The sequence below is a fragment of the Cohnella baijiui genome (assembly GCF_020731285.1).
Classification (GTDB): domain Bacteria; phylum Bacillota; class Bacilli; order Paenibacillales; family Paenibacillaceae; genus Cohnella.
The window spans coordinates 1-26,972 of the sequence record NZ_JAJFOW010000051.1; the positions used below are offsets into that span (position 1 = coordinate 1).

The following is a 26,972-nucleotide window of genomic DNA, read 5'->3' on the forward strand; positions in this document are numbered from 1 at the left end:
AGAAAATTTCCAATTCGATTGAATCAGGGACTTGACATCATACCGCTGGACTTATAGATGGGGTTTTTGCGTCACTAGAACGATGTTGCCGTTAATGGCCTTTCTTGCGGATCTGCTTGTGGTGGTCTTCGCCCCACTCCTTGGCCTTCGCCGTGGCGATGGCGATGGCTCTGCCTTCCCCGTAGCCTTCCTCCAGCAGCGCGTTGGCGATCTCGATCGCTTTGTTGCGCACCGGTGCCATGAAGTTTTGCAGCGAGTCTGGATAGTCGTCTTTGGTCCAAGGCATGGCGGTTCTCCTCCCTTCCAACCGTCGGCTACTACTTTCTTGTCCAACTTCGCCAGGCGTGAAACCAAAACGGACGGCGCGCTGGACGCGGCAGGGCGCAGCTTGACGCCGCGGACGCGTTCGCGTTATCGTCAGATCAAGCCGTATCCGGGACGGCAACGACATCCGGGATGCGAGGATCACGCTATGCATGGGGGGATCGGACATGGACCGCGGTAACGAACAATGGCTGCAGGCGCACGGCCTGCTTTTGACGGACAGCTACCGGCGGGCAACCGGGTGCGCGCTGCTGCCGGAAGCGCCGGTAGACGGAAGCGAGGAGCGCGCCCCGGCGTCGCTCGAGGCTCGACTGAATGAGGCGCCGTTCGTCTTGCTGTCGCACGGGACGGAGGAGGACCCTGTGCTGAACTACGGCAATCGGGCCGCGCTCGCGCTCTGGGAGACGGACTGGGAAACGTTCACGTCCATGCCGTCGCGGCTCACGGCGGAACCGATGGATCGCGAGGAGCGGGAGCGCCTGCTGGACGAGGTAAGGCGCCAGGGGTACTCGGATGCATATCAAGGGGTGCGGATATCCCGCAGCGGCCGGAGGTTCCGCATCGAGCGGGCCGTCATCTGGAACCTGACGGATGCGGACGGGACATACATGGGACAGGCGGCCATGTTCCCGGGGTGGACACCGCTCTGACCTTCTCGCGCTTCGACATATTGCGCTCTGAAACGCGTCTGCGCGAAATCGATCCGGCGACCGCCCGAGGCGGCGCCGGATTGGCGTTTTCGGAGGAAGAAACCGCGCCGGAACGGCCCGTCCCGGCACGGCTCGGACGCGCGTCCGGGCGGTCCGGCACCTTAGACGGTGGGCTGCCCCGACTCCAGTCTAGGATCAAAAACGTGCGTTGGTCCGTTATGTCGAAAGGGCGGAACGTTTACAATGAGTTTGTGAGGTAAACAAAGACGGATTCCGTGAAGGGGTGAGAGACGATTGAAAAAGAACAATGGATGGGCTGTCGTATTGATAGTGATTGGCGTATTGCTGCTCTTCGGTAAGCTGGGCAACGTCGTAGGCTGGTTCATCGGCCTGCTGGTTCCGATTCTGGTCATCGGAGTTGGGGTGTTGGCTTGGCGGAACGGCTACCGCTTGATCGGCGGCATCGTCGGGATCATCGGAGCGTTCATGCTGCTGGGCAAGCTGTCCGTCGTCATCTTTTGGATCGCGGTTATCGGCTTGATCCTGCTGGGCATCTCGATGCTCGGCGGCGATTCCAGACGCAGCCGACGTTGGTAAGCAAAGGAGGATCGAAGCATGAGTGTAATGAAAAGAGTACGCGACATGACGGTGGCCACGTTGAACGAGAGGCTGGAAAAATCGGATGACCCGGTCCGCCTCATCGATCAGTTCCTGTGGTCGACGCACCAGGAGATCGGCCAGTGCGAGCAGCTGTATCGGCAATATGCTTCGCATACCGACCAGCTCAAGAGGCAGTGGCAGGACGCCGAGCAATGGACGGAACGTCGCGAGCAGCAGGCGCTGACGGCCCTGAAGGCGGGCGAAGAAAACGCCGCGAAGCTCGCGCTGCAAGACAAGGTGGCGCATGCGGAACGCGCCGAGCGCTATCGCAGTCTCTATGAGCAAAGCCGCGGCGAATTGCTCGAACTGGAGCAGCTGCTGCAGGAGCTGCGGGACGAGTACCGCAACGTCTATGACCGCCGCCAGTTCTACATCGCCCGGATGGAGTCGCTTCGCCTCCAGCAGCGCCTGAACGCACGCTTCAGTCCCGGCGCGACGGATCCCTCCCAGATGCTGCGCAAAGTCGATGAGCAGCTGACGGATCTGGAGCTGGAGACGAAGAGCCTGCGCGACCTGCGCCGCATGGGACAAGAGATGCTGTACCAGGCGGGCACGGTCGTCCAGGACGTCGTGGAGAGAGAGATGGAGAATCTGAAACGCAAACTGCAGCAAGGAGGGTAATCGATGCGCAAACTATACCGCTCGACGCGGGACCGCAAGCTGTTCGGCGTATGCGGAGGTCTCTCCGAATACCTGGGCGTCGACGCGACGCTGCTACGCATCCTGCTCATCATCATCGCCGTATTCTCGGCCGGTTCCGTCGTCTTCGTCTACATCATCGCCGGATTCGTCATTCCGCGAGAGCCTTACGGCGGTCCGTTCTCGGCTGATCCGTTCGGAACGGCCGGCGGCTGGCGGCCCGCGCAGGGCGGTTGGACGCCTCCGCCGCAGCAGAACACGCCTCCCGCAGGCTCGGCATGGAATCCGAATCCGCCGTCCTGGTCCGGCCCTCGCGGCCACGATCCGGCCAGCGCGGCACGTCCGGCCGCTCGGCCCGCGGCGGCCAACGCCCCTGCCCCCGAGCTGGATGCGATGATGGAAGACATCGAAAAAAAAGCGCTGAAGAAAGAAATCGAAGATCTGAAAGCCCGCATCACCAAATTTGAACAGCAATCGAAAGGAGAATGACAAATGGGAGTATTTCAACGCGTTAAGGATATGACGAAGGCCTCGATTCACGAACTGCTGGATAAGCTGGAGGATCCGGTCGTCATGCTGAACCAATATCTCCGCGACATGGAGACGGAGATCCGCGACGCCGAAGTGACGGTCGCACGCCAAATGGCGGCCGAAAGACGTCTGAAGCAGCGCCTGGACGAAGCGGTGCGCATCAGCACCGAACGCGTAGGCCAAGCCGAGCAAGCGCTGGTGAACGGCAACGAGATCGTTGCCCGCAAGCTCCTCGAAGAAAAGGTCTACTACGAAGGCCAAGCGAACACGCTCCTCGGCCTGCACGAGCAATCGAGCGCCCAAGTCGCCGAGTTGACCTCGCAGCTCCATGAAATGAAGGAAGAGTACTACAAGCTGCGCAACAAGCGCAACGAGCTCGCGGCCCGTGCGCAAATGGCCAAGGCCCGCAAGCAAATGGCGCAAGTCAGCTCCCTGCACACGATCGAGAGCGGCACGGCGTCCCGCGGGTTCCACCGGATGGAAGAGAAGATCATGCAGATGGAAGCCGAAGCCGACGTCGCCCGTCTGCCGGGCACGCCGTTCGGAGCCGTATCCGCTTCGTCCGTCGATCCCGAGAAGGCATTCCGCGTCGACCAGGAGCTCGCGGCGCTCAAGAGCCGGATCGCGCCGAAAGCCGACGAAGAGTAAGGAAGCGGGCATTCCCGGAATCGGGGGATGTATGGTATGCTAGCAAAGATGTGTTCGAGCCATAACGGACTCTTCGGATCCGTTATGGCTTTGCTTGATCGTACGGATGTCCGCTTCGTCGGTTCGTCCGGAAACGATGGTGGAAATTGCGCAGCGGGAGGTGCGGCTGACATGAAGAATCTATCCAAAACGTCGATGGTGCTCATCGCAGCCGGCCTTTATCTTGCGCTCGGGGGCCTGGCGGGATACGCGACGATGAATGCCGTGCTTTTGCTCTGGCTCGGCATCGACCGGTATCGCTTCGATCGCAGCCGGCTCGCGGTCGCGCTGATCGCGATTTGCGCCATCATTCTCGTCGCGAACAACATCGGTCTCGTTCTCGTCTTGGTGCTGGTCTCGCTTGCCATCTATTTCCTCAAAGCCAAACCGCCCGCCAGAGGCAACTATGTCAGCAGGCACCGGCCGATCCTGAATCTGCGGCTCGACCAGCCCAGCTGGGTCATGCATTCGATGGGGTATTGGCACCTGTTCGGCGAAATACGCATGGACCTTTCCCGGGCGGTGCCGGAGGAAAAGGAGACGACGATCGTCCTCCAGGGCGTCGTCGGGGACATCGATCTCATCGTTCCGGAAGACTACGGCCTGCAGATCGAGTCCAACGTCCTCGTCGGGCAAGTCGCGTGGAACGGGAAGCAGGAGAACGGCATGATGCACCGCATCGACTGGCGCTCTCCGGATTACGACAAGCAGGCTTACCAAGTGAAACTGCAATTGTTTTATCTCGCAGGCAATATTAGAATCAGGCCGATCTAAGGGGGAATAGGCATGGTTTGGCGTCATATGGGCGAAGCCGTCTTGTTCTCCCTCGGCGTCGGCGTCATCGTCGTGTATTTGCTGGAGAGCCAAGGACTGGCGGCGCCCTTCGAGTCGTGGTCGTCCATCGTCACGTTCGGCTTGACGGCGGTCGGGGTGCTGATCGTCGCGGGGGCGGCCTTCGGCCTGATCCGCAGCTTTCCGATCCGCAATCGCATCGAGCAGATGCGCGATACGATGCTGATGCTGGAGCGCGGCAGCTCGATCCAGCCGCTGCCGCAGATGGGCAAGGACGAGATCGGCCGTTTGGCCGAGCAGCTCAACCGGATCAGCCGCAAGTGGGAGGAGCAGGTTACGTCGCTGCAGCGGTTGTCCACCAACAACACGGAGCTCGCGGCCAAAGCGCGAATGAGCGCGGTCGTAGAGGAGCGCCAGCGGCTCGCTCGCGAACTGCACGACGCCGTCAGCCAGCAGCTGTTCGCCATTTCGATGACGGCGACGGCCGTCGGACGGACGCTGGACCAAGACTTCGAACGCGCGCGCAGGCAGATCGAGCTGATCGAGGAGATGTCCTCGGTCGCCCAGTCTGAAATGCGGGCGTTGTTGCTGCATCTAAGGCCGGTTCACCTGGAAGGCAAGCGGCTGTCGCAGGCGATTCCGGAGCTCGTCAAAGAAATGCAGGCCAAAGTCGACGTCGATATCGCGCTCGATATGGACGACGATCTCCCGCTCAACAAAGGCGTGGAGAACCATCTGTTCCGGATGGTGCAAGAAGCGCTGTCCAACACGCTGCGTCATGCCCGCGCGACGAAGATGGACATCGCCCTACATAGGCGTGGAGAGACCGTCAGGCTGGCGATCCGGGACAACGGCGTCGGCTTCGACGTGCAAGCGAAGAAACAGGCTTCGTACGGGCTTGTCAGCATGGAAGAACGCGTAACCGAGCTCGGGGGCTCCTTGAACGTGGCCAGCGCACCGGGCAAAGGAACGCGCATCGAAATTCGGGTACCGATCTTGACGGAAGAGAGAGGGTGGGAAGATGACGGATCAACAACCGATCCGAGTGCTGCTGGTCGATGATCACGAGATGGTGAGGATCGGCCTCGCGGCCGTGCTTGGAACCGAAGAAGGCATCGAGGTCGTCGGTGAAGCGGGCAACGGCATGGAGGGACTCCGGCTGGCCAAAGCCTACGAGCCCGAAGTGGTGCTCATGGATCTCGTCATGGAAGGGATGGACGGCATCGAGACGACGCGGCGGCTGCTCGAAGCGCAGCCGGAATGCCGCGTCATCGTGCTGACCAGCTTTCTGGACGACGAGAAGATGTATCCCGTCATCGAAGCGGGCGCATTCAGCTATTTGCTCAAGACCTCGCGCGCCTCGGAGATTGCGGACGCGATCCGCGCGGCCGCCCGGGGCCAATCGGTGCTCGAGTCGCAGGTCGCTTCGAAAATGATGAACCGATTCCGCAAGCCGGCGCAGGCCGAAGCGCAGCCCCACGAGGAGCTGACCGAGCGGGAGATGGAAGTGCTAAAGCTTATCGCGCAAGGCAAATCGAACCAAGAGATCGCCGACGAGCTGTTCATCGGCATCAAGACGGTCAAGTATCATTTGACGAACATGTTCGGCAAGCTCGGCGTCGAGGACCGCACCCAGGCGGCCATCTACGCCCATCGCAACGGGTTGGCCGAATAAGGGAGAGCCTACGTAGGCTCTCCCTTTTTGCTGCCCTGCCGCCGCCGGGAAGCGGTGGTTAGGACCCGGCCGGAGCGGCACGACTCTATACCCGTTCGGCCACGATCATGCCGGAGGCGTCCTGCAGCGGCCGATACCCCCGGTCGGCCGTGTAGATCCCGGCAAGCATCGGAAGCAGATGCTCCGGGGCTTCCGCCGCGAACGGCGCGGCGATCGCCCGCCAATCCGCCGGCGTCAGCGCCTTGTCCAGCCGGGCCGGCAGCTCGGCGTCCAGCCGAAGCTCGCGCCCCTTCGCGAGCCGCTGCCGGAAGCGCTCCGCCTTCGCCTGCAGATCGAGCATCGCCTCGTTCGTCGCCGCCAAAGCGACGCGCTCGGCGGCCTCCCGGACTTCGATCGCTTGGCGGACGACTGTAAACGCGGCCTTCGCAGCGCTGCGCAGCGGTCCCTCCCAGGCGGCGGGGCGACCGTCCCGCATCGGTGCCGAGGGCACATGAAGAGGCTGCTCCGGCGGGGCGGGCTCCTCCCGGAACGGATACAGCGGATAGACGGGATCGATCCGCGAGACGGGACGATAGCGTTCGATTCGGTTGATGCGCGGGATCATCCGGCAAACCTCCTTCGATTTTTCCCCCAAAGATGTTCTTTACCCTTCCTTACCCGACAAACGGTCCGTTGAACACGTCGCCGGACAGGTCGTTTCGCGTACCTAACTTAGCTTATGAAGCGCGCCTTCTTCATCGAACGGATCAAACGCCGAAATCGGGCATGATACGGAAGAAAAGCGGCTCGCGACAGGCTCCTGGCCCCTGCCGGCGGCGGCCTGGAAAAAGCCGCTAAAAGCGTAGCGTCGCCCGATCAATTGTGATAAACTACAGTACATGAGATCGGCCTGTCTCTCCGCTTTAAAGCGGTACAGCCGATGACGGCGCGCCTGGCGCCGACCCATTCTCTCCCACAGAAAGTTGAGGATCATGGCCGATAAAACGATCGAACAACTCACCGCCGAAGGCGCGGTCTATTTCATTTTCGGGGCGACGGGAGACCTTGCCCGCCGCAAGCTGTTCCCTGCGCTGTACAGCCTCTATCGCGAAGGCAAGCTCGGCGAGCGCTTCGCGATCGTAGGCCTGGCGCGGCGGCCGCGCACGGCCGAGCAATTCCGCGACGACGTCTACGAGTCGATCCAGGAGTTCTGCCGCTACAAGCCGAACGAAGTGCAGGCTTGGCGCGAGTTCGCCGAGCGGTTTACCTACCACTCGCTCGACATCGGCAACGTGGACGGCTTCCGCGAGCTTCAGTCGCTGACCGAGGAGCTCGAAGCCCGCTACGAGATTCCGGGCAACCGGCTGTTCTATTTGGCGCTGGCGCCCGAGCTGTTCGGCACGGTGTCGCGCAACCTGCGCGACGGCGGCATGCTGGAGAGCGCCGGCTGGCACCGCCTCGTCATCGAGAAGCCGTTCGGCTACGACTATCCGTCCGCCGAGCGCCTGAACGAGGAAATCCGGCACGTGTTCCGCGAGGACGAAGTGTTCCGCATCGACCACTACCTGGGCAAGGAAATGGTGCAGAACATCGAGGTCATCCGCTTCGCGAACGCCTTTTTCGAGCCGCTGTGGAACAACAACCATATCGCCAACGTGCAGATCACGCTCGCCGAGACGGTCGGCGTCGAGGAGCGGGGCGCTTATTACAATAAATCCGGCGCGCTCCGGGACATGGTCCAGAACCATATGCTCCAGATGCTGACGATGATCGCGATGGAGCCGCCGAGCCGGCTGGATCCGGAGGACATCCGGGACGAGAAGGTCAAGGTGCTGCGCTCCCTGCGGGGCTTCGCCGCGCCGGACGACGTCCGGGAGCGCGTCGTTCGCGGCCAGTACGCGGACGGCGAGCGGAAGGGCAAAGCCATCAAGGGCTACCGCGGCGAAGACTCCGTCCCGGCCGATTCGACGACGGAGACGTTCTTCGCGGCGCGTCTGTTCGTGGACAACTTCCGTTGGGCCGGCGTGCCGTTCTACGTTCGGACGGGCAAGCGCCTGCCGGTCAAGTCGACAGAAATCGTCATCGAGTTCAAGAACGTGCCGAACAATGTGCTCTTCGCGCGCAAGCAGCAGCTGCAGCCGAACCTGCTCGTCATTCGCGTCAACCCGATGGAAGGCATTTACATCAAGATCAACGCCAAAAAGCCGGGCAACGAAATGACCGTACAGCCGGTGGCGATGGAGTTTTGCCAGAGCTGCCAGGTCGGCATCAACACCCCGGAAGCCTACGAGCGCCTGATCTTCGATGCCGCCCGCGGCGACTCGACCTACTTCACGCGCTGGGACGAACTCGCGGCCGCTTGGCAGCTGGTCGACCCGATCGCAGCCGCCTGGCGGACGAGTGCGGAAGATCTGAGGTTCTACCCCGCCGGCGCATGGGGCCCCGAGCAGGCGCACCGGCTGCTGGAGGAGGACGGCTACTTCTGGTGGCCGGTCAACGGACAGGACGAGGACAACGTCATCTGGGTGTCGAATACGGGCAAGTGATGTTGGCCTGAACGAGGAGGGACTAGAATGCTCCGCATCTACGATATCAGCATGACAATCGAAGAAAGTATGCAGGTATGGAACGACATGGCGCCGAAAAAGCCCAAGATCTCGAATGTGACCAATCACGATCAAGGCAAGCCGCACGAAAGCCGTCTCGATATGGACGTGCATTGCGGCACGCATGTCGACGCGCCTCTGCATATGCTCGCGGGCGGCGAGACGATCGAGACGATCGGGCTCGACCGGTTGGTCGGTCCCGCGCGGGTGCTCGATCTGACGCAGCTGCGGGACGCCATCACCCGGGAAGACCTCGAGCCGTTTCGTATCCAGCGCGGCGAGCGCATTCTGTTCAAGACGAGCAGCTCGTACAGCGAGACATTTTTGAACGACTTCGTTTATCTCCGCGAAGACGGGGCCCGCTATTTGGCGGAGCTCGGCGTCGCGGTCGTCGGGACCGACGCGCTCGGCATCGAGCGCGCCCAGGACGAGTTTCCGACGCACCGCGCGCTGATGCGCGCCGGCGCCGTTATCGTCGAAGGCTTGCGGCTCCGCGAAGTGGAGCCTGGCAATTATTATCTGGTTGTCGCGCCGCTGAAGCTGACCGGCATCGACGCCGCGCCTGCGCGCGCGCTGCTGATCGGAGACTGAGCAAGGGCTTCCCGCCCGTTTCGAGAGTCGCCCGTTTCCGCCCTTCTTGGCGGAGCCGGCGGCTTTTTTGCGCTTTGTCTCGCAACAACCCTACGATTCCGCGTAACAACCCCCGATAAATCGCGTAATAACCCCTAAATTTAACGTAACAACCCTCTTTATATCGTAACAATGTTATGTTACATTATCTTCAGAGGTGAGCCCTATGGATCGAGAATTGATCTCCAAGAAGGACCTGCTGGAGCTGACGGGCATCTCGTACGGACAGCTGTACCGCTGGAAACGCAAGCAGCTCATTCCGGAAGAGTGGTTCGTCCGCAAGTCTACGTTTACCGGGCAGGAGACGTTTTTCCCTAAAGAGTTGATCCTCGCGCGGATCGACAAGATCGTCAACTTGAAGGAAGACCTCTCGCTCGACGAGCTGGCGGGGAAGCTGTCCCCCCTTCAGTACGAGACGGCCGTTGCGCATCATGAGCTAGTGGAACGTAACATTGTTTCGAGATTGGTCGTCGAACGGTTCAGCACGCGGGGGCAGCTGGAAGGCAGCGAATCGTACACATTCGAGCAGCTGCTGACGCTGTTCGCCGTAGATCGTCTGCTGCAGGACGGGGAGCTGGGATTGGAAGAAGCGGGCGTGCTGGCCGAAACGCTGCGCGAGCATCTGCCCAAGTTCGAGGGCAAGCCGTGCGAGCTGCTGTTCGCGCGCAAGATGGGCGTATCGACGTTCGCGCTCGCCTCGGCGCCGTCCGACGTGTATTACGACGCGGGCGTGAAGCTGGTCGTGCGATTGTCCATGACGGAGATAGCCGAGCAGCTGCGCGGCAAATTGGGATAGGAGGGGCCATCCATGATGACGGAAACGCAAAAATGGCCGGACCTGAAAATCAACGGCGTCGGCAAGGCGACCGGGGGAAGATACGGCGACGTGCTGATCGACGGAGTGTGCAGGGTTGCCGGCGATCTGCAAGCCGATCGATTCAAGGCCAACGGCAAGCTGAAGGTCTACGGGCATCTGCAGGCCCATGAGATGCGCGTCGACGGCATCGTTCATATCGAAGGCGGCATCGGCGGGGAACACTTCGTCATGAACGGCATGTTCAAGGCGACCGGCGATTGCGAGTTGGAGCGGCTGGAGGCGGTCGGGGGCTTTTCGACTGACGGGATGCTGAATGCGGGGAGGGTCAACATTTGGCTTCAAACCCAGTCCAAAGTGAAGGAAATCGGCGGGGAGTCGATCCGGGTGCGCCGGCAGACGACGTTCCGCAACAGCAAGCTGTGGCGCTGGATGATGCCCAAGCTCGTGCCCGAGCTGCAGACGGAGCTGATCGAAGGCGACGATATCGATCTCGAGAACACGGTCGCCGACGTCGTGCGGGGCAATCGGGTCACGATCGGGCCAGGCTGCACGATCGGCCGGGTGGAATACCGGACGGAGCTGAAGACGCACAAGACGGCCAAGATCGAAAAGGAGGAGAAGCTCGGATGACAGGAAAGAGAAACGATCTACGCATGGTGGGCACGACCTCCTCGATCGGCGGCCTTCTTGGCAAGGTCCGGCTCATCGGGGAATGCGAGATGGCGAACGACGCGGATTGCACGCAAATCAACTGCGTGGGAGAGCTCGACGTGTCCGGCAGCCTTCGCGTGGAGAAAACGCTGAAGCTGACCGGCGAATGCAAGGTGTCCGGTGCGCTGCGCAGCGGAGAGATTCGGGGGACGGGCAACATAGACGTTCAAAAAGGGGTGCGCGGAGACGCACTCAAGTTCAACGGCAACCTGGAGACGAACGGCGATTGCGAGCTGGAGAAGGCGGAGCTGTCCGGCGCCTTCCGGATCGGCGGACTGCTGAACGCCGGCAGTCTCGTGCTCAGCATGTACGGCCCTTGCCGCGCGCAGGAGATTGGCGGAGGCGCCATCCGCATTCGCAGGAGCCGCTTCGCGGCGCTCAAAGGAATCATCGGCACGAGGGGGCCGCTGCTGGAAGCGGACGTCATCGAAGGCGACGTCGTCGAGGTGAATTATACCGAGGCCGGCGTCGTCCGGGGCAACCGTGTTATCGTCGGACCGGGGTGCAGCATCGGCCGGATCGAATACCGGCAGGAGCTGCGCGTCGACCGGCATTCCAACGTCCAAGAGCGAATCCAGCTTTAACCGGACAAACGTACAGCAAGGAGTCCTTCCTCGGTCTGTTCATCCGCCGGGCCTATCAAAAGCAAGATCAAAAAGGAGTGCAATCGCATGGCGCGTAACGCCAAAAGTCATATGGGCATCGTGCTGGCCGCCCTCATGCTCGGTATCTTCGTGGCGGCGATCGACAATACGATCGTCGGCACGGCGATGGCGACCATCGTCTCCGATCTCGGAGGCTACGACAAGATCGTCTGGGTCACCTCGGCTTATCTTGTCACCGAGATGGCGGGCATGCCGATTTTCGGCAAACTGTCGGATATGTACGGCCGCAAACGGTTCTTCGTCTTCGGCATCATCGTCTTCCTGCTCGGATCGGTGCTGTGCGGCACGGCGACCAGCATCGTCGAGCTGAGCATCTACCGCGCGATCCAGGGCATCGGCGGCGGGGCACTCGTCCCGGTCGCGTTCACGATCCTGTTCGACGTCGTCCCGACGGAGAAGCGGGGCGCGATGTCCGGCATTTTCGGCGCCGTCTTCGGCACGTCGAGTCTGGCGGGTCCGCTGCTCGGCGCCTATATCACGGATCATATCGCCTGGCAATGGATCTTCTACATCAACCTGCCGCTCGGTCTTGTCGCGCTGGGACTGATCCTGCTGTTCTACAGGGAGTCGGTCGAGCATGCAAAGCAGCGGATCGACTGGTGGGGGGCGGCGACGCTCGTCGGCGCCATCGTCTGCCTGATGTTCGCTTTGGAGCTCGGCGGCCATGAGTATGCCTGGAATTCCACGCCAATCATCGGCTTGTTCTCGGTCTCGGCCATCCTGCTTGCGGTCTTCCTATTCGTCGAGACCAAAGCGGCCGAACCCATCATCTCGTACGGCATGTTCCGCAAGCGGCTGTTCGCGTTCGGGACGCTGGCCGGACTCTTTTACGGCGCCGCCTTCATCACGTTCGCGATGTACATCCCGATCTTCGTGCAAGGAGTGGGAGGCGGGTCGGCGACGAATTCCGGGCTCATCCTGCTGCCGCTGACGCTGGGTTCGGTCTTCTCATCGCAGATCGGCGCGTTCGCCGCGATGAAGACGTCCTACCGCAACGTCATGATTGCGTCCGCCTTGATCCTCATCCTCGGGGCTGCGCTGCTCTCCACGATTACACCGGACACGTCCAAGACGACGCTGGTCATCTACATGATCATTACGGGCGTCGGCGTCGGCTTCTCGTTCTCCGTGCTGGGGATGTCCAGCATGCACGAGTTCGACGCACGGCAGCGGGGCTCGGCGAGCTCGACCATGTCGTTCGTGCGGTCGCTGGGCATGACGGTCGGCCTGACCATATTCGGCATCATGCAGCGGAATACGCTGACCGGCAAGCTGACGGATGCGTTCAGCGGCGGGGATGCGAGCGCGGCGCCGATCGGCGATATTCGGGAGACGCTGTCTCCGGAGAAACGCAAGGCGATCCCTCCGGATATTCTGAACAAGATCATCGACGCGATGTCGTCTTCGATCGCGCACATGTTCATGTGGTCGCTGGTGCCGGCCGTGCTGGCGCTCATCGCGGTCGCCTTCATGGGCAAAGCCCGCATGATCTTGCCGGCCAAGGGAGAACAAGGCGCGAAGGCGGATTGGGGCGCAGGGCACTAAGCCGAGCGGCAGACGCTGGTCGTCGCCGGCACGCGCGCGCTGGAAGAATGAGGAGATTCGGTTCATATTGAGTTCATAAATCCGTCGTACGCTAGCACCAGTCCTTGTAAGGAGAGAAAAGGAGTGGAGCTGGCGTATGTCGCAATCAAAGACCAATTTGCCTCTGGTCATCGTCGGGCTGATGCTGGGCATGCTGTTGTCCGCGCTCGACCAAACGATCATGGCGACGGCGATGCCGACCGTCGTGGAAGACCTGGGCGGTTTTACGTATTACAGTTGGGTGTTCTCCATCTACATGCTGACGTCGACGACGAGCATGCCGATCTTCGGCAAGCTGGCGGACCTGTACGGACGCAAACGGATGTATATGATCGGGATGGGACTGTTCATCCTCGGTTCCGCGCTCAGCGGGCTGTCGCAAAACATGACGGAACTGATCGCGTTTCGGGGCATCCAGGGCCTGGGGGCGGGCGCGCTCATGCCGCTGGCCATCACGATCATCGGCGATGTCGTCTCGCTCGAGCAGCGGGGCAAGATGCAGGGGATGTTCGGCGGCGTCATGACGATCGCGAGCATCATCGGACCTGCGATCGGCGGCTTGTTCGTCGATCATCTGAGTTGGCATTGGGTGTTCTATATTAACTTGCCGTTCGGGATCGCGGCCATGGTCATTTTGGGCATCGCGCTGCACGAAAACGTAAGCAAGAAGAAGCGTTCGATCGATTGGCTGGGGGCGATCACGCTCAGCGGCTCGATCATCTCGATCCTGCTGGCGCTCGTGCTCGGCGGCAATACGGAATCTCCCGGCACGCACTATGCCTGGGGCTCCGGACAGATCATCGGGCTGTTCGTGATCGGCGCCGTCTTGCTCGCAGCGTTCCTATGGATTCAGACCAAAGTCAAAGAGCCGCTCATCCCGCTGCACCTGTTCCGCAAACGCACGATCGCGGTCGCGTCGCTCGTCGGCTTCTTCAGCACCGTCGGCCTGTTCGGCGCCATCACCTATATCCCGCTGTTCGTCCAGGGCGTCATCGGCGTGAAGGCGTCCATCGCCGGCTATATCCTGACGCCGATGATGCTGGCGGTCGTGTTCACCGCGGTCGTGGGCGGACGGTTCTTGGACCGGTTCTCCTACCGGACGTTTATCCTTACGGGCATGGTCCTGATGGCCGCCGGCTTTGCCTTGTTTGCAACGATGGACGTGGAGACGACCAACCTGCAAGTCAGCCTGTACATGGTTCTGGCGGGACTCGGCATGGGGCTCATCATGCCGACGCTGAATACGGCGGTCATCGGCGCGGTCGGACCGGAGCAGAGGGGCATCGTCTCTTCGCTGCCGCAGTTCTTCCGGTCCATCGGGGGCACGATCGGCGTCAGCATCATGGGCGTCGTCATGACGAACAGGCTGACCGCCGAGATGCCGTCGGTGGCGAAGAAGTTCGCTTCCGTGCCGGCCGACCAACTGAAGGCGTTCCTGAATCCCCAGGCGCTGCTGGACAAAGCCGCCCGCGCGAAGATTCCAGCCGACTTGCTGCTGGAGCTGCAGAAGGCGTTCTCGCACGGGGTGACCGGCGTATTCCTCACGGGCATCATCGCGATCGCGATCGGATTCGCCTGCAGCCTATTCATGGGCGGGGATCGCATGCTGAAGAAGTCGACGGACCAACCGGAAGAGAAGGGGACAGCAGCCGCGAGCAGCGTGTCCGCTATGCATTAAGAGAGATAGGGGAGGCAATATGACCACAGCGGTTCCGAATAAAAACAACAAGGTGCTCGTCCTGATCGGGCTCATGCTCGGATTGATCTTCGCCGAGCTCGACGAGACGATCGTATCGACGGCGATGCCGACCATCATCAAGCAATTGCACGGCCTGTCCCTGTACGGCTGGGTAGCGGGCGTCTACATGCTCTCCGTTACGCTGTTCATGCCGATCCTGGGCAAGCTAGCCGACCTGTACGGCCGCAAGCGCGTCTATCTGGCCTGTCTGGCACTGTTCATGGCCGGCTCGATCGTGAGCGGGCTGGCGCATTCCATGCCGATCCTGCTGCTCGGACGGGGAATCCAGGGGATCGGAGCGGGCGGACTCATGCCGCTCGCCATGGTCATCCTGGGGGACACCTACGAGCTGGAGCAGCGGGCCAAAATCCAAAGCCTCGTCGGTCCGCTCATGATCCTGCCGCAGCTGTTGGGCCCTACGGTGGGCGGCTATCTGGTCGGCCATGTCAACTGGCATTGGGTATTTCTCATCAACATTCCGGTCGGCCTGCTCGCGGCCGCCGTCATCGCGGCCGGCATGCGGGAGACGCGCGGCGAGGAGAAGAAACGGATCGACTGGGCCGGCTCGGCGACGCTCGTGCTCGCGCTCCTCACGTTCCTGCTGGCGCCGGTGCTGATCGACAATCAAGGCCTGTCGTGGTCGTCGCCGCTCATTATCGGCCTGCTGGCGCTTTCCGCGCTTCTCGTCGGCCTGCTCGTCCGGATCGAGAAGCGCGCAGCGGAGCCGATCATTCCGCTCCATCTGTTCAAAAACCGGACGGTCGTCGTGCTGTCCCTGCTCGTTTTCGTCCTGATGCTCGGCATTATGGGCGGGATCGCTTCGTTCCCGTTCTTTGCTCAAAACGTCATGGGGCTGACACCGACCGCGGCCGGCTATCTCATGCTCGCCTTCATGGCGGGCGCGATCCCGGCGAGCATCGTGAACGGCTTTATCATCACGAAGGTACCCTATCGCACGCTGTTCATCGTCTCGTTTATCCTGCCGATCATCGGATTTTATCTGCTATCCCAGCTCGGCGTCGGCACTACCGTTCTCTATGTAATCGTCAGCTTCTTTATCCTCGGCATCGGCATGGGCGCGCTGTTCGGGGGCGACAACTTGATCGTACAGGAGTCCGTCGACAAAGCGGACAGCGGCATCGCGCTATCGACGGTTCAGCTGTTCCAGTCGCTCGGCGCCACGATCGGCCTCAGCATCTTCGGCAGCCTGCTGGCGAACAACATCAAGACCGGCGTTCAGGGGATGAAGGATCAATTCCCGGCCGGCACGTCGGATGATATCATGACCGGAGGCATCCCGGAAGGCTTGTCGCCGTCGCTGCTGGAGGACGTGCGCGCGGTGTTCGCGCACGCCTTCCAGCATATCTACGGCATCGCGCTGGTCTTCGTCATCGCCGCGTTCCTCATCTGCTGGTTCATGAAGAACGAGGTGCTGAAAAAGCGGGAGGCGGAGGCGGGTGCTCCGGAAGCGCAGGCGGCAGTTTCGTAGAAGGCTAGAGCGGCATCCGGCCGACGCGGTGCGGCGAGCGGGCCGGATTTCACAGCAAGCATAGTAAAACTCGCCGCGTTTGACGCCGCCCTCCCGTCGGGAAAGGGCGGCGTTTTTCGCGCCGCCGCTTTCGCCTAATGCGATGAAAACGTTCGGTTCCGCTCCGGGACGATGACGAAGCCTTTTTTGCTTGCGTATTGTGCTATAATGAAAGCTGTCATTTTGTTCGTCATACAGCATGCATAGGTTTTTTGCCTATCCATTCCTGTATCACCTCCGATAAAAACGTATTGCCGTCCGGGAAGACGGCAAAGCCATTTTTACTTGAAGAAGGGAAACCGTGATCCATGAGCCAAACCGTCCGCGAAGAACTTCAGCAGGAAGTGGCCAAGCGCCGCACCTTCGCGATTATTTCCCACCCCGACGCGGGGAAAACGACGCTGACCGAAAAGCTGCTGCTGTTCGGCGGCGCGATCCATACCGCCGGCTCCGTCAAGGCGCGCAAAGCGGCGCGCCACGCAACGAGCGACTGGATGGAGATCGAGAAGCAGCGGGGGATCTCCGTCACCTCGTCCGTCATGCAGTTCCAGTACGCCGGCAAGCACGTGAACATCCTCGACACGCCTGGCCACCAAGACTTCAGCGAAGACACCTACCGCACGCTGACGGCCGCGGACAGCGCGGTCATGCTGATCGACGTCGCCAAAGGCGTCGAGGCGCAGACCATCAAGCTGTTCCAGGTGTGCCGCAAACGCGGCATTCCGATCTTCACGTTCATCAACAAGCTCGACCGCGAAGGGCAAAATCCGTTCGACCTGCTTGAAGAGATCGAGCGCGTCCTCGGCATCCGCTCGGTGCCGATGAACTGGCCGATCGGCATGGGCCGCGAGCTGTGCGGCGTGTACGATCGGATGAAAAAGCAAGTGGAGCTGTTCCAGGGCAACGACCATTCCACGATCGAGGTTCGTCCGGCCGCGGACTACAACGATCCGGCCATCCGGGAGATGGCGGGCGACTATCTCGCCGACCAGCTTGCGCAGGACCTGGAGCTGCTGGACGTCGCGGGCGACCCGTTCGATTACGAAAAGGTGCGGGCGGGCGAGCTGACGCCGGTCTTTTTCGGCAGCGCGGTGAACAACTTCGGCGTGCAGACGTTCCTCGAGAACTTCCTCCAGCTCGCGCCCGCGCCGACGTCCCGCAAGACGACGGAAGGAGAAGTCTCTCCCGAGAGTGAGAAATTCTCCGGCTACATTTTTAAAATTCAAGCCAACATGAATCCCGCGCACCGCGACCGGATCGCCTTTCTCCGCATCTGCTCCGGCAAGTTCCAGCGCGGCATGGCCGTCCGCCACGTCCGGGTCGGCAAGGAGATCAAGCTGTCCCAGCCGCAGCAGTTCCTCGCGCAGGACCGGGATATCGTCGAGACCGCTTATCCGGGCGATATCATCGGCTTGTTCGATCCGGGCATTTTCCGCATCGGGGACAGCCTCGCCGAAAGCGCGAGCATGACGTTCGACGAGCTGCCGACGTTCTCGCCGGAGATCTTCGCCAAAGTATCGGTGAAAAACGCGCTGAAGCAAAAGCAATATTTAAAAGGTCTGGACCAGCTGACGGAAGAGGGCATGGTGCAGGTGTTCCGCTCGGTCGGCCCGTTCGAGGATACGTATCTCGGCGTCGTCGGCCAGCTGCAGTTCGACGTCTTCGAGTATCGGATGAAAAACGAGTACGGCGTCGACATCCAGCTCGCGCGCACGTCGTTCCAGTTCGCCCGTTGGGTCGTCGCGTCCAAGCTCGATCCGACGAAGTTCCGGATCAACTCCACGCTCGTCAAGGACAAAAACGACAACGACGTGGCGCTGTTCGAAAACGAATACGCGATGCGCACCGCAATCGAGCGCATGCCGGACGTGACGTTCCTGGAAACGGCCCCTTAAGCCGTACGCCCGGCGCAAGCCAAGCCGCCCGCCGGAGAAATCCGGGGGCGGTTTTTTTGGCGCGTTTCGGACCGAGAATGACCAAATCGAAGAAGGAAAGGACAAACGCGGCAATCGCGGCTCGGGTTATAATGAAAACGTTACCCGTTCCATCATCATTCCGATACGAAAGAGGATGTTGCAAAGATGGCGAAGAACAGAATCGGCTTGATCGGCTGCGGCAATATCAGCGCGATCTACTTGAAAAATCTGACGGCGTCGGCGGACGTGGAAGTGATCGCCTGCGCGGACATCGACCTCGAGCGCGCCCGCGCCCGGGCTCGGGAGTTCGGCGTGCCGAAGGCGTATTCCGTGGAGGAGCTGCTGGCCGATCCCGACGTCGACATCGTCGTGAACTTGACGATCCCGGCTTCCCACGCCAGCGTTTGCCGCCAGGCACTCGAAGCGGGCAAGCATGTGTACGTGGAAAAGCCGCTGGCGGTGAATCTGGAGGAAGGCCGCGGCGTCGTCGCGTTGGCGGAGGAGAAAGGATTGCGCGTCGCCTGCGCGCCGGAGACGTTCCTCGGCGGCAGCATCCAGACGTGCCGCAAGCTGATCGACGAAGGCGCCATCGGGCGTCCGATCGCGGCGACCGGCTTCATGATGGGCAGCGGACCGGAGTCGTGGCATCCCGATCCCGCGTTTTTCTACCAAGTCGGCGGCGGACCGCTGTTTGACATGGGCCCTTACTATCTGACCGCCTTCATCTTCCTGCTCGGCGGCATCCGCCGCGTCACCTCGTCGGCGGCGATCCCGACGCCGGAGCGGACGATCACGAGCCAGCCGAAGTACGGCACCAAGGTCAAGGTGGAGACGCCGACCCATATCGCCGGCGTGCTGGACTTCAAGTCCGGCGCCGTTGCGACGCTCGTGACCAGCTTCGACATCGCCGGGGGCAGCGGGCTGCCGAACATCGAAATCTACGGGACGGAAGGAACGCTTCGCGTGCCGGATCCGAATACGTTCGGCGGGCCGGTGCTGCTCCGCAAGCCCGGCGGCGATTGGGAGGAAGTGCCGCTCGCGTTCGGATACGACGACAACATGCGGGGCATCGGCGTCATCGACATGGCGCGGGCCATCCGGGAAGGGCGTCCGCACCGCGCGTCCGGACAGCTTGCCTTCCACGTGCTCGAAGCCATGCACGGCCTGCTCGATGCGTCCGAGGGCGACAAGCACGTCTTCCTGTCGGACTTTCCGCAGCGTCCGGAAATCATGCCTACGGGAGGCTTCGGCGCCTAAGCGATTTGCCGATTGGCGCCCGATGTGGAATACTAGGGTGACAATGCAGGTAACATCGCAAGGTAAAGGAGAATGGGGATGTCCAGCCGGCTCATCATACGGGGAGGAACCGTCGTCCTGCCGGACGAAGCGCGGACGGCCGATCTGCTCTTGGCGGACGGCCGGATCGCCGCCATCGCGACGGACGGGGCGCGCGAGTGGGCGCGGCCCGAGGATCGCGTCCTGGAGGCGGAAGGGGCATACGTGCTTCCGGGTCTCGTCGATATCCATTGCGATACGATCGAGAAGGAAGCGGAGCCGCGGCCCAATACGCTGTTCCCGCTTGCGATGGCGTTTCTGCAGTTTGAACGCAAGCTGGCGGGCCACGGCATCACCTCCATGTTCCACTCGCTGTCGCTAGGCGTCGGGCTCAGCCTGCGGGGAGAGCATCTGGTCGCGGACATGGTGGAGACGATTCATCGCTGCTCGCAAGAGCGGGCTATGATTCGCCACGGCGTTCATTTGCGTTATGAAGTGTCGCATTTAACCGGCTTCGGGCTGGCCGAACGACTCATCGAGCAGGGGATGATCGACTATCTCTCGCTCATGGATCACGCGCCGGGACAGGGCCAGTACAAACGCCCGGGCGCTTTCGAGCGTTATGTGATGAAGAACCAGGGCGTCGATGCGGAGGAGTGCGCGCGCATTATCGAGGAGCTGCAGGAGCGGCGCAGGCGGATCGACTGGTCCAAGCTCCACGCGCTGACCGGCAAGGCCCGGCGCAGCGGCATCGCCGTCGCCTCGCACGACGACGATACGGTCGAACAGGTGAATCATTCGATGGCACTCGGCGCGGGCGTATCCGAGTTTCCGTTGAACCTCGAGACGGCGTCGTACGCTACGAATCAGGGGCTGCAAGTATGCGTAGGCGCCCCGAACATCGTCCGGGGCGGGTCGCATGATCATAACTTATCCGCGCTCGAAGCGATTCGCCAAGGGTCGGCGGCGATCGTCTGCTCCGATTATCATCCGGCCTCGCTGCTGCAGGCGATCTTCGTGCTGGAGCGGGAAGGCGTCGCCCTAGCCGATGCCGTTCGGATGGCGACGCTGGCGCCCGCCCGCGCGCTTGGCCGGGACGGCGAGCTCGGCTCACTGGAGCCGGGCAAGCTGGCGGACGTGCTCCTCGTTCGCAAAATCGGAGATTGCCCGGTCGCGACCCACACAATCGTGAACGGCACGATCGTGTTGGCTACCGGGGATTACACGGCTTAAGCTTCCGCGGACGGTGCCTCCTGCGGGAGCTGTCCGTGCAGGGTGGCGATCATCTGCCCCTGCAGCCCGGGATCGCTGTGCGTCCAGATGATCTCGAACAGGACGCCCAGACCGGGCAGCGTTACTTCCGCATTGCCGACCGAATCCTCGATCACTTCCCGAATGTCTTGCTCGCTTTTGCCCTGCACGCGCATGATGATCGCTTCGCGCAGCGTGACCGTCTTCATACAGGTGTCCCCCTTCGCATGATCAACGTATTGCAGTCTTGCAGTCCGATCTAGATTCCCCCGCCGCGCTTCCGGTTATCCCGGAAGCGTCTTGTGTTATAATGGGAATCATAGCGGATACGGGAAGAGGAAGGAGCAACCGTCGCACATGCCCAAAAAACAATTTGCGATTATCGGCCTCGGCCGGTTCGGCTCGAGCGTCGCCACTTTTTTGTCCCAAATGGGCTACGAGGTGCTCGCCATCGACGAGGATGAAGAACGCGTCCAGGATGTCGCCAATACCGTCACCCACGCGGTATCGGCGGATTCCACCGACGAAGAGGCGATGCGGGCGCTGGGCGTCCGCAACTTCGACGTCGTCGTCGTCGCGATCGGTCAGGATATTCAAGCCAGCATTCTGACCACTTTGATTCTGAAAGACTTGGGCGTTCCCAAGCTGATCGTCAAAGCGCAAAACGAGCTGCACGGCAAGGTGCTGAACAAGATCGGCGCGGACAAGGTCGTGTTCCCGGAGCGGGATATGGGACTGCGCGTCGCGCACCACTTGATTTCACCGAACATACTGGAGCATATCGAGCTATCGACCGACTATAGCATCGTCGAGCTCCGGGTGCCGGCCTCGATGATCGGCAAAAACCTGAAGCAGCTGGACGTTCGCGCCAAATACGGCTGCAACGTCCTCGCCATCAAACGCGGCAACGACATGAACGTCGCGCCGAGCGCGGACCAAGCGATCACCGAGGAGGATATCCTCGTGATCGTCGGGCGCAACGAGCAGCTCACGAAGCTGGAGCAGGCGTATGCGTAACTGGGAACCCGCCTTGACCTCCGTGCAGAATCCGCGGGTCAAAGCTTGGGCCAAGCTGTCCGAACGCAAGTACCGCAACCAGGAAGGCCGATTCAAGCTCGAGGGCGTCCACTTGGTCAAGGAAGCGCTCGAAGCCGGTTGGCCTCTCGAGGCGGTCGCTTTCGACGAAGGCCTGGGCTTGCCGGACGAGCTGCTCCCTTACGCGGAGCTGGAGCGGGCCTCCGGAGGTCCCGAGTGGGTTCCGGTGTCGCCGGATATTATCCTGAAATGCAGCGAGACCGAGACGCCGCAGCCGGTCTTCGCGATCGCGGTAAAACGCCCCGCCGACGAGTCCGCCCTTTTGGACGGGGAACGCGAGGGACCGGTCGTCGTCCTGGACGGGGTCCAGGATCCCGGCAACGTCGGCACGATCATTCGCAGCGCGGCCGCCAGCGGTGCGGCTGCGGTCGTCCTCGGCAAGGGGACGGCCGATCTGTACAACGCCAAAACGCTGCGCGCGACGATGGGGACGCTGTTCCGCGTGCCGATCGTCGAAGCCGAGCTGACCGCGCTGCTTCCCGAGGCCCGGAACCGCGGCGCGAAGTTGTTCGGCACGAGCTTGCAGGCGCAGCAGTCCGTTTATGCGTGCGACCTCGCGGCCCCGGGCGTCTGGCTGCTTTTCGGCAACGAAGGCAGCGGCCTTTCTCCCGCGATCGAAGCTTTGGTCGATTGTCCCGTCATCATTCCGATGAGCGGCCGCGCCGAATCGCTTAACGTCGCGATGGCCGCGACCGTGCTGCTGTTCGAGTGCCAGCGCCAGCGTCTTTCGCAGGCATCTCCATCGTTGTCCGCGTCCCCGTCCCGCGGGACCTGACTTGCCGAAACCGATGTCGTCCGGCCCTCTGCCGGACGATATCGTTTTTTCTTTCATCCGCATTGCAATCTGCTTGCCGGTATGTGCGGAAAAATCGATTATCTCCCCTCAAAGAGGCGTGTCCGGTGCTAAGATGCGCGGAAAAATCGACTATCTCCCCTCGAAGTAGCGTGTCCGGCACGGAGATGTGCGGAAAAATCGACTAACTCCCCTCGAAGTAGCGTGTCCGGCGCGGAAATGTGCGGAAAAATCGACTAACTCCTCTCGAAGTGGCGTGTCCGGTGCGGAGATGTGCGGAAAAATCGACGATCTCCCCTCAAAGTGGCGTATCCGGCAAAGGAAAAAACGGGAATTGGGAAAAAACGAGTTTATTTAAAAATGCCGGTAGACAAATCGCCTTCGTTTGCCCTAATATAAAATTCTGCCCTTTCGAAGCGGTGAATCGCGTCCGCGTTCACCCATCATTTCTCTCCGCCGACTACGCAAATTCCGCAATCCAGAAGAAATGACCGAATGACTTGCATGCTATTCTAGGAAAGCCGCCAATCGAACGTCGGTTCGCCTTTTTCGCGAAGCGACCACACCATTTTCAAAGGAGTGTTAGAACTGGGTACGACAACGACTGCCGCCAAGGGCCCGAGCCTGTTCGGCAACCGCTTCCTCCAGACCATTCTTCTTTCCAACGTGCTGCTGCAAATCGGCATTTGGGTGCGCAACTTCGCCATCCTGCTCTTTGTCGCGGACAAGACCAACAACGATCCGTACGCCATCTCGCTGATCAGCGTGGCGGAGTTCGCGCCCATCTTCGTCTTTTCGTTCATCGGCGGAACGTTCGCCGACCGCTGGCGGCCCCGGCGGACGATGATCTGGTGCGATCTGCTATCCGCCGTATCGGTCTTTGCCGTGCTGCTGACGATTCACTTCGGCTCCTGGAAATCCGTCTTTCTCGTGACGTTTATCTCGGCCATCCTTTCTCAATTTTCGCAGCCTTCCGGCATGCGGCTGTTTAAGCAGCACGTCCCCGAGGAGCAGATGCAGCAAGGGATGGCGCTGTTCCAATCGCTGATGGCGATCTTCATGGTGCTCGGTCCGATGCTCGGTACTTTCGCGTACAGCAAGTTCGGGCTCGAGGACTCGATCTCCGTCATGGGCGTGGCGTTTCTGCTGTCCGCGCTCGTCCTTGTCCGTCTGCCGAAGGACAAGGTGGAATCGCGCGGGGCGCAGGGCAAAGGACAATTCCGCAAAGAGTTCGCCGAAGGCTTCCGCTACGTGTGGAACAGCAAGGTGCTGCGGATGCTGGGCCTCGCCTTTATCCTGGCCGGTCTCGCCGTAGGCGTGACGCAGGCGCTCACGCTGTTTATCGTGACGGAGCGTCTTCAGCAATCGAAGGACTTTCTGCAATATTTGCTCATGGTGAGCGGGGCCGCCATGCTCATCGGCGGGGGCATCGTCGCCATGTTCGCCAAGCGCGTCCCTCCACAGTTACTGTTGGCGATCGGGATGCTGTCCGGAGCGATCTGCACGATCATCGTCGGCTATTCGACGAGCGTGCCGCTGACGATGGTCATTCAATTCATCAACGGGCTCGTCTTCCCTTGCATCCATATCGGGATCAGCACGATGATCCTGAAATGGTCGGACGCCTCGATCGTCGGCCGGGTCAACGGGGTGTTGAACCCGCTCTTCGTCGGCATGATGGTCATCTCCATGTCGGTGGCCGGCTCGCTCAAGGATTCGTTCTCCCTCGTCTCCATCTATATGGGCGCGGGCATTCTGTTCCTGATCGGCGGTGTGGCGATGATTGCCATCATGGGCCAACGGGCGCCGGAGCAACGCCAAGAGGCCGAAACGGTCGCTTAATCGGCCGAATCGCCTCGAGAATGTCACTAGCTCGCTTGTGCTGTACGGCATCGGATAAAAGCACCGCTCTCTCGCGATTCGCGGGAGGGCGGTGTATATTTTTATCCCGATAGTCCATATAGCCGGTCGTGTGATAGGATGGAACAAGAATAGTTGCTTACGATCCGCACGAGGGTGATCATCATGTTTTTCAAGCGTTGGATGCGTTCCCGGAATACTTTGGTCCAGATTATTTTCGGGTTCGCCGCGGCCCTTGTCCTGACGGCCGGAATCGGGACCACCCTCGTCTGCGGCTACGTCCGGGATCGGATCGCGGACGGGGAAGCCGCCGGAAGCCGCAAGATGGCCGCCCAGTGGCAAGCGCAGCTCGGTTCCCTCGACCAGGCGATGAAACGGCTGTGCGTGATGCTCTACGCCGACAACGACGTGCGCGCGCTGATGTACTTAACCGGAGAAGAAGACTATGAACGGCTCGGCGTGCTGAATGCGTTGAACGCGACCTATCTGAAGAGCCATCCCGAGATTCAATCGATTTGGATCTACAATCCTTTGAAAGCGCAATATTATTCGACGTCGGGCAGGCTGAACGACCGCGATCGCGAATGGGACAAGCTGATGTCCTCGGATGATGAGCTGCCCGTTCTCCAGCCGATCATCCGGGTTTGGAACCCGGTGGACGGCGGAGGATCGGATGCGACGGCAGCGCGTGTCCTCACCTATTTGATGAAGGATAGCACGGGCGGGCGCAACGCAGGAGGCGCGGTCATCCTAAACGTACGGCTGGACGCGCTGCCCGGCTTCCGGGACGACGCGGACGAGGAAGCGGGTGGTCGCCAAGATCGCGTATTCGTCTACGATGCTCGCAGTCGCTTCGTGCCGTTGTCCGCCTCCGCGGACGAAGCGGGGGAACAGGTGGGCCGGGCCGTGCAGGCTCGCTATGAGGCCGCCGCGTCCTCCAGCTCGGCGGAGACGTCGGCGCACGTCGGCACCTTCACCGTCCGCGCGAACGGGGAAACCTATCGCGTCGCCGCCGCCGACCCGGGTACCGGGTGGGTGCTGCTGTATGCCGCATATGCAGAGCCGGAGCCTCCGGCTCTGCACGCGGTGCGAACCGGCGCGATCGTCGGAACGGCAGCGCTGCTCGCCGCGCTCTCGTTTGCTTATCGGCTTCTCGCCCGCAAGGTGCTGCAGCCGCCGGGTCCGCTGATGGACCGGCTTCCACCCGAGGGGCAGCAGAAAGCGAAGGGCGCCGGACCGGAACCGGCGGACGCCGCCGGGTTTCTCCGCGTCCTGGAGGAAGCCGGCGAAGACATCCGGGCGCTTATGAGGGAACGGCTGTCGAGCCGGAGCGTCATGAAGCGATATTTCCTGCGCCGGCTGCTGGAAAGCGGCAGCGCCGTCACGGAGGACGAGCTGGCGCGCGCGAGACGGCAATACGATTTGCGGTTGACGCCGCAGGCGCCGATTCTCGTCTGTCTGCTGCGGATCGACGACTATGCCAGCCAGGCTCGCCGCATGCAGCCGGACGAGCTGAACGCGATGCGTTTCGTAGTCGGACAAGCCGCGACCGAGATCGTCTCCCGCGAATTCGCGGTCGAGGCGGTCGATCTGGGCGACGACCGGACGGCGTTGATCGTCGCTTTTTCCCGGAACAAGGAGGAGGCCGATGCGGACGCAGAGCGGCTGGGCGCGCGCATTCGGGAAGCCCAACAGCACCTGATGCGGCGGTTCAAGGTATCGGTCACCGTCGCCTGCAGCAGCCTCGTCCAGGATGTCGGTCAAGCGCCGACGGCTTGCCATGAAGCCGAGCAGATCTCGCATTACCGGTTTGTCCAAGGCAAGCGTGCCTTCCTCGTGCCCGCCGACGTTTCGCGCCGCGTCGTGCCGCTTTCGGTCGACGCGGTCTTCCAGATCGAGCGGAAGTTCATCGGCCTGCTGATCCGGGGAGACCTGCGTCCGGCGGGCGAACAGCTCGATGTGCTTCTGCGGCTCGTCTCCGAGATGGCGTATCACGACATGCGTTATCTGCTCCTGCATCTGGTCAACAGTCTGAAGCACGCGCTCTATGAGGCGGACACGATCCCGCTGCGCGCTCCGCAGATTGACGAGCTGTTCGACAGCCGCCGCCTGTTCGAGCAGGAGACGATGGAAGAATTCCGGCAGCGGCTGATCGAAGCCGTCAATGAGACGTTCGAAGCGGCGGTTCTTCCCAGCGACGAGGAGACGGCGCTCGCAGAGTCGATCCGGCGATACATCCTCGACCGACATGCCGATCCGAATCTCGGCGTAGCCCAGATCGCGGCCGCATTCGATCGGACGGTGCCCTTCGCGAATCTTCTGTTCGAGTCGAGCTACGGCATGGCCATTCCGGCATACATCCATCACGTACGGATCGACAAAGCCGTGGAGCTGATGGAAAATACGAAGCTTGAACTGGAGGAGATCGTACGGCTGACCGGCTGGACGAACGTCGGACATTTCCACCGGCAGTTCGAAGCCCGGTACGGCTTCGGTCCGCGGGACTATGTCTCGCAGCTCGCGGGCAAGCGTCTCACGCCCTGACGGCACGGAAAGCAAGAACGGA

26 protein-coding genes are annotated in these 26,972 nt (G+C 61.5%); 23 read left to right on the forward strand and 3 right to left on the reverse strand.

Going from position 1 to position 26,972, the window contains the following annotated elements; translation table 11 throughout:
* Positions 1 to 91: 91 nt before the first annotated feature.
* On the reverse strand, positions 92 to 286 hold the full coding sequence (locus LKX83_RS28490) for a DUF2188 domain-containing protein (protein ID WP_227886233.1): 195 nt from the start codon (positions 284 to 286) through the stop codon (positions 92 to 94).
* A gap of 205 nt (positions 287 to 491) precedes the next feature.
* Between LKX83_RS28490 and LKX83_RS28495 the strand changes: the two genes are divergently transcribed.
* The 8 genes from LKX83_RS28495 (at position 492) to LKX83_RS28530 (ending at position 5,958) form a co-directional block, all read left to right on the forward strand.
* On the forward strand, positions 492 to 974 hold the full coding sequence (locus LKX83_RS28495) for an MEKHLA domain-containing protein (protein WP_227886234.1): 483 nt from the start codon (positions 492 to 494) through the stop codon (positions 972 to 974).
* 294 nt (positions 975 to 1,268) lie between these two features.
* Complete coding sequence (locus LKX83_RS28500) at positions 1,269 to 1,571, forward strand: LiaF transmembrane domain-containing protein (protein ID WP_227886235.1); 303 nt, start codon at positions 1,269 to 1,271, stop codon at positions 1,569 to 1,571.
* A gap of 18 nt (positions 1,572 to 1,589) precedes the next feature.
* The gene (locus LKX83_RS28505) at positions 1,590 to 2,255 is read left to right on the forward strand and encodes a PspA/IM30 family protein (protein WP_227886236.1); all 666 of its coding nucleotides are present in this window, start codon (positions 1,590 to 1,592) and stop codon (positions 2,253 to 2,255) included.
* Positions 2,256 to 2,258: 3 nt separating this feature from the next.
* Positions 2,259 to 2,762: a PspC domain-containing protein gene (locus LKX83_RS28510; RefSeq protein ID WP_227886237.1), complete on the forward strand. Its 504-nt coding sequence runs from the start codon at positions 2,259 to 2,261 to the stop codon at positions 2,760 to 2,762.
* Positions 2,763 to 2,765: 3 nt separating this feature from the next.
* Positions 2,766 to 3,452, forward strand: coding sequence for a PspA/IM30 family protein (locus tag LKX83_RS28515; protein ID WP_227886238.1), 687 nt, complete (start codon positions 2,766 to 2,768; stop codon positions 3,450 to 3,452).
* Positions 3,453 to 3,623: 171 nt separating this feature from the next.
* Positions 3,624 to 4,265: a cell wall-active antibiotics response protein LiaF gene (gene liaF / locus LKX83_RS28520; RefSeq protein ID WP_227886239.1), complete on the forward strand. Its 642-nt coding sequence runs from the start codon at positions 3,624 to 3,626 to the stop codon at positions 4,263 to 4,265.
* A 12-nt stretch (positions 4,266 to 4,277) separates the two neighbouring features.
* Positions 4,278 to 5,345, forward strand: coding sequence for a sensor histidine kinase (locus LKX83_RS28525; RefSeq protein WP_227886240.1), 1,068 nt, complete (start codon positions 4,278 to 4,280; stop codon positions 5,343 to 5,345).
* The gene (locus tag LKX83_RS28530; RefSeq protein ID WP_227886241.1) at positions 5,305 to 5,958 is read left to right on the forward strand and encodes a response regulator; all 654 of its coding nucleotides are present in this window, start codon (positions 5,305 to 5,307) and stop codon (positions 5,956 to 5,958) included. Before LKX83_RS28525 ends, LKX83_RS28530 begins: the two co-directional genes overlap by 41 nt.
* Before the next feature lie 85 nt (positions 5,959 to 6,043).
* Here the strand turns inward: LKX83_RS28530 and LKX83_RS28535 are convergent, their stop codons facing one another.
* Positions 6,044 to 6,562: a hypothetical protein gene (locus tag LKX83_RS28535; protein WP_227886242.1), complete on the reverse strand. Its 519-nt coding sequence runs from the start codon at positions 6,560 to 6,562 to the stop codon at positions 6,044 to 6,046.
* A gap of 367 nt (positions 6,563 to 6,929) precedes the next feature.
* Here LKX83_RS28535 and zwf point away from each other — a divergent pair, with 367 nt between their 5' ends.
* From zwf to LKX83_RS28590, 11 genes are all read left to right on the forward strand, one after another.
* Positions 6,930 to 8,483 carry a glucose-6-phosphate dehydrogenase gene (gene zwf / locus LKX83_RS28540; protein WP_227886243.1) on the forward strand — a complete coding sequence of 518 codons (1,554 nt, stop codon included), beginning with the start codon at positions 6,930 to 6,932 and terminating at the stop codon, positions 8,481 to 8,483.
* 27 nt (positions 8,484 to 8,510) lie between these two features.
* Positions 8,511 to 9,134 carry a cyclase family protein gene (locus LKX83_RS28545; RefSeq protein WP_227886244.1) on the forward strand — a complete coding sequence of 208 codons (624 nt, stop codon included), beginning with the start codon at positions 8,511 to 8,513 and terminating at the stop codon, positions 9,132 to 9,134.
* A gap of 205 nt (positions 9,135 to 9,339) precedes the next feature.
* Positions 9,340 to 9,969 carry a YhbD family protein gene (locus tag LKX83_RS28550; protein WP_227886245.1) on the forward strand — a complete coding sequence of 210 codons (630 nt, stop codon included), beginning with the start codon at positions 9,340 to 9,342 and terminating at the stop codon, positions 9,967 to 9,969.
* 12 nt (positions 9,970 to 9,981) lie between these two features.
* Positions 9,982 to 10,620: a hypothetical protein gene (locus tag LKX83_RS28555; RefSeq protein WP_227886246.1), complete on the forward strand. Its 639-nt coding sequence runs from the start codon at positions 9,982 to 9,984 to the stop codon at positions 10,618 to 10,620.
* Positions 10,617 to 11,285, forward strand: coding sequence for a hypothetical protein (locus LKX83_RS28560; protein WP_227886247.1), 669 nt, complete (start codon positions 10,617 to 10,619; stop codon positions 11,283 to 11,285). The genes LKX83_RS28555 and LKX83_RS28560 overlap by 4 nt, the downstream gene beginning before the upstream one ends.
* An 87-nt stretch (positions 11,286 to 11,372) precedes the next feature.
* Positions 11,373 to 12,911, forward strand: coding sequence for an MDR family MFS transporter (locus LKX83_RS28565; RefSeq protein WP_227886248.1), 1,539 nt, complete (start codon positions 11,373 to 11,375; stop codon positions 12,909 to 12,911).
* A 136-nt stretch (positions 12,912 to 13,047) separates the two neighbouring features.
* Positions 13,048 to 14,628, forward strand: coding sequence for an MDR family MFS transporter (locus LKX83_RS28570; protein WP_227886249.1), 1,581 nt, complete (start codon positions 13,048 to 13,050; stop codon positions 14,626 to 14,628).
* A 19-nt stretch (positions 14,629 to 14,647) separates the two neighbouring features.
* Positions 14,648 to 16,177: an MDR family MFS transporter gene (locus tag LKX83_RS28575; RefSeq protein ID WP_227886250.1), complete on the forward strand. Its 1,530-nt coding sequence runs from the start codon at positions 14,648 to 14,650 to the stop codon at positions 16,175 to 16,177.
* Between the two features lie 347 nt (positions 16,178 to 16,524).
* The gene (locus LKX83_RS28580; protein ID WP_227886251.1) at positions 16,525 to 18,111 is read left to right on the forward strand and encodes a peptide chain release factor 3; all 1,587 of its coding nucleotides are present in this window, start codon (positions 16,525 to 16,527) and stop codon (positions 18,109 to 18,111) included.
* 186 nt (positions 18,112 to 18,297) lie between these two features.
* Positions 18,298 to 19,389 (forward strand): Gfo/Idh/MocA family protein, encoded by a 1,092-nt coding sequence (locus tag LKX83_RS28585; RefSeq protein ID WP_227886252.1) that lies wholly within the window; start codon positions 18,298 to 18,300, stop codon positions 19,387 to 19,389.
* Between the two features lie 78 nt (positions 19,390 to 19,467).
* The gene (locus tag LKX83_RS28590) at positions 19,468 to 20,640 is read left to right on the forward strand and encodes an alpha-D-ribose 1-methylphosphonate 5-triphosphate diphosphatase (protein ID WP_227886253.1); all 1,173 of its coding nucleotides are present in this window, start codon (positions 19,468 to 19,470) and stop codon (positions 20,638 to 20,640) included.
* Here LKX83_RS28590 and sspI read toward each other — a convergent pair.
* Entirely contained in the window at positions 20,637 to 20,867 is a 231-nt protein-coding gene (sspI, locus tag LKX83_RS28595) for a small acid-soluble spore protein SspI (RefSeq protein WP_227886254.1), read from the reverse strand. The genes LKX83_RS28590 and sspI overlap by 4 nt on opposite strands.
* Before the next feature lie 91 nt (positions 20,868 to 20,958).
* Here sspI and LKX83_RS28600 point away from each other — a divergent pair, with 91 nt between their 5' ends.
* The 4 genes from LKX83_RS28600 (at position 20,959) to LKX83_RS28615 (ending at position 26,950) form a co-directional block, all read left to right on the forward strand.
* Positions 20,959 to 21,675, forward strand: coding sequence for a potassium channel family protein (locus LKX83_RS28600; RefSeq protein WP_227886255.1), 717 nt, complete (start codon positions 20,959 to 20,961; stop codon positions 21,673 to 21,675).
* On the forward strand, positions 21,668 to 22,528 hold the full coding sequence (locus tag LKX83_RS28605) for a TrmH family RNA methyltransferase (protein ID WP_227886256.1): 861 nt from the start codon (positions 21,668 to 21,670) through the stop codon (positions 22,526 to 22,528). Before LKX83_RS28600 ends, LKX83_RS28605 begins: the two co-directional genes overlap by 8 nt.
* Before the next feature lie 606 nt (positions 22,529 to 23,134).
* Complete coding sequence (locus LKX83_RS28610; protein ID WP_227886272.1) at positions 23,135 to 24,388, forward strand: MFS transporter; 1,254 nt, start codon at positions 23,135 to 23,137, stop codon at positions 24,386 to 24,388.
* A gap of 183 nt (positions 24,389 to 24,571) precedes the next feature.
* Positions 24,572 to 26,950: a helix-turn-helix domain-containing protein gene (locus LKX83_RS28615; protein WP_227886257.1), complete on the forward strand. Its 2,379-nt coding sequence runs from the start codon at positions 24,572 to 24,574 to the stop codon at positions 26,948 to 26,950.
* Positions 26,951 to 26,972 lie beyond the last annotated feature (22 nt).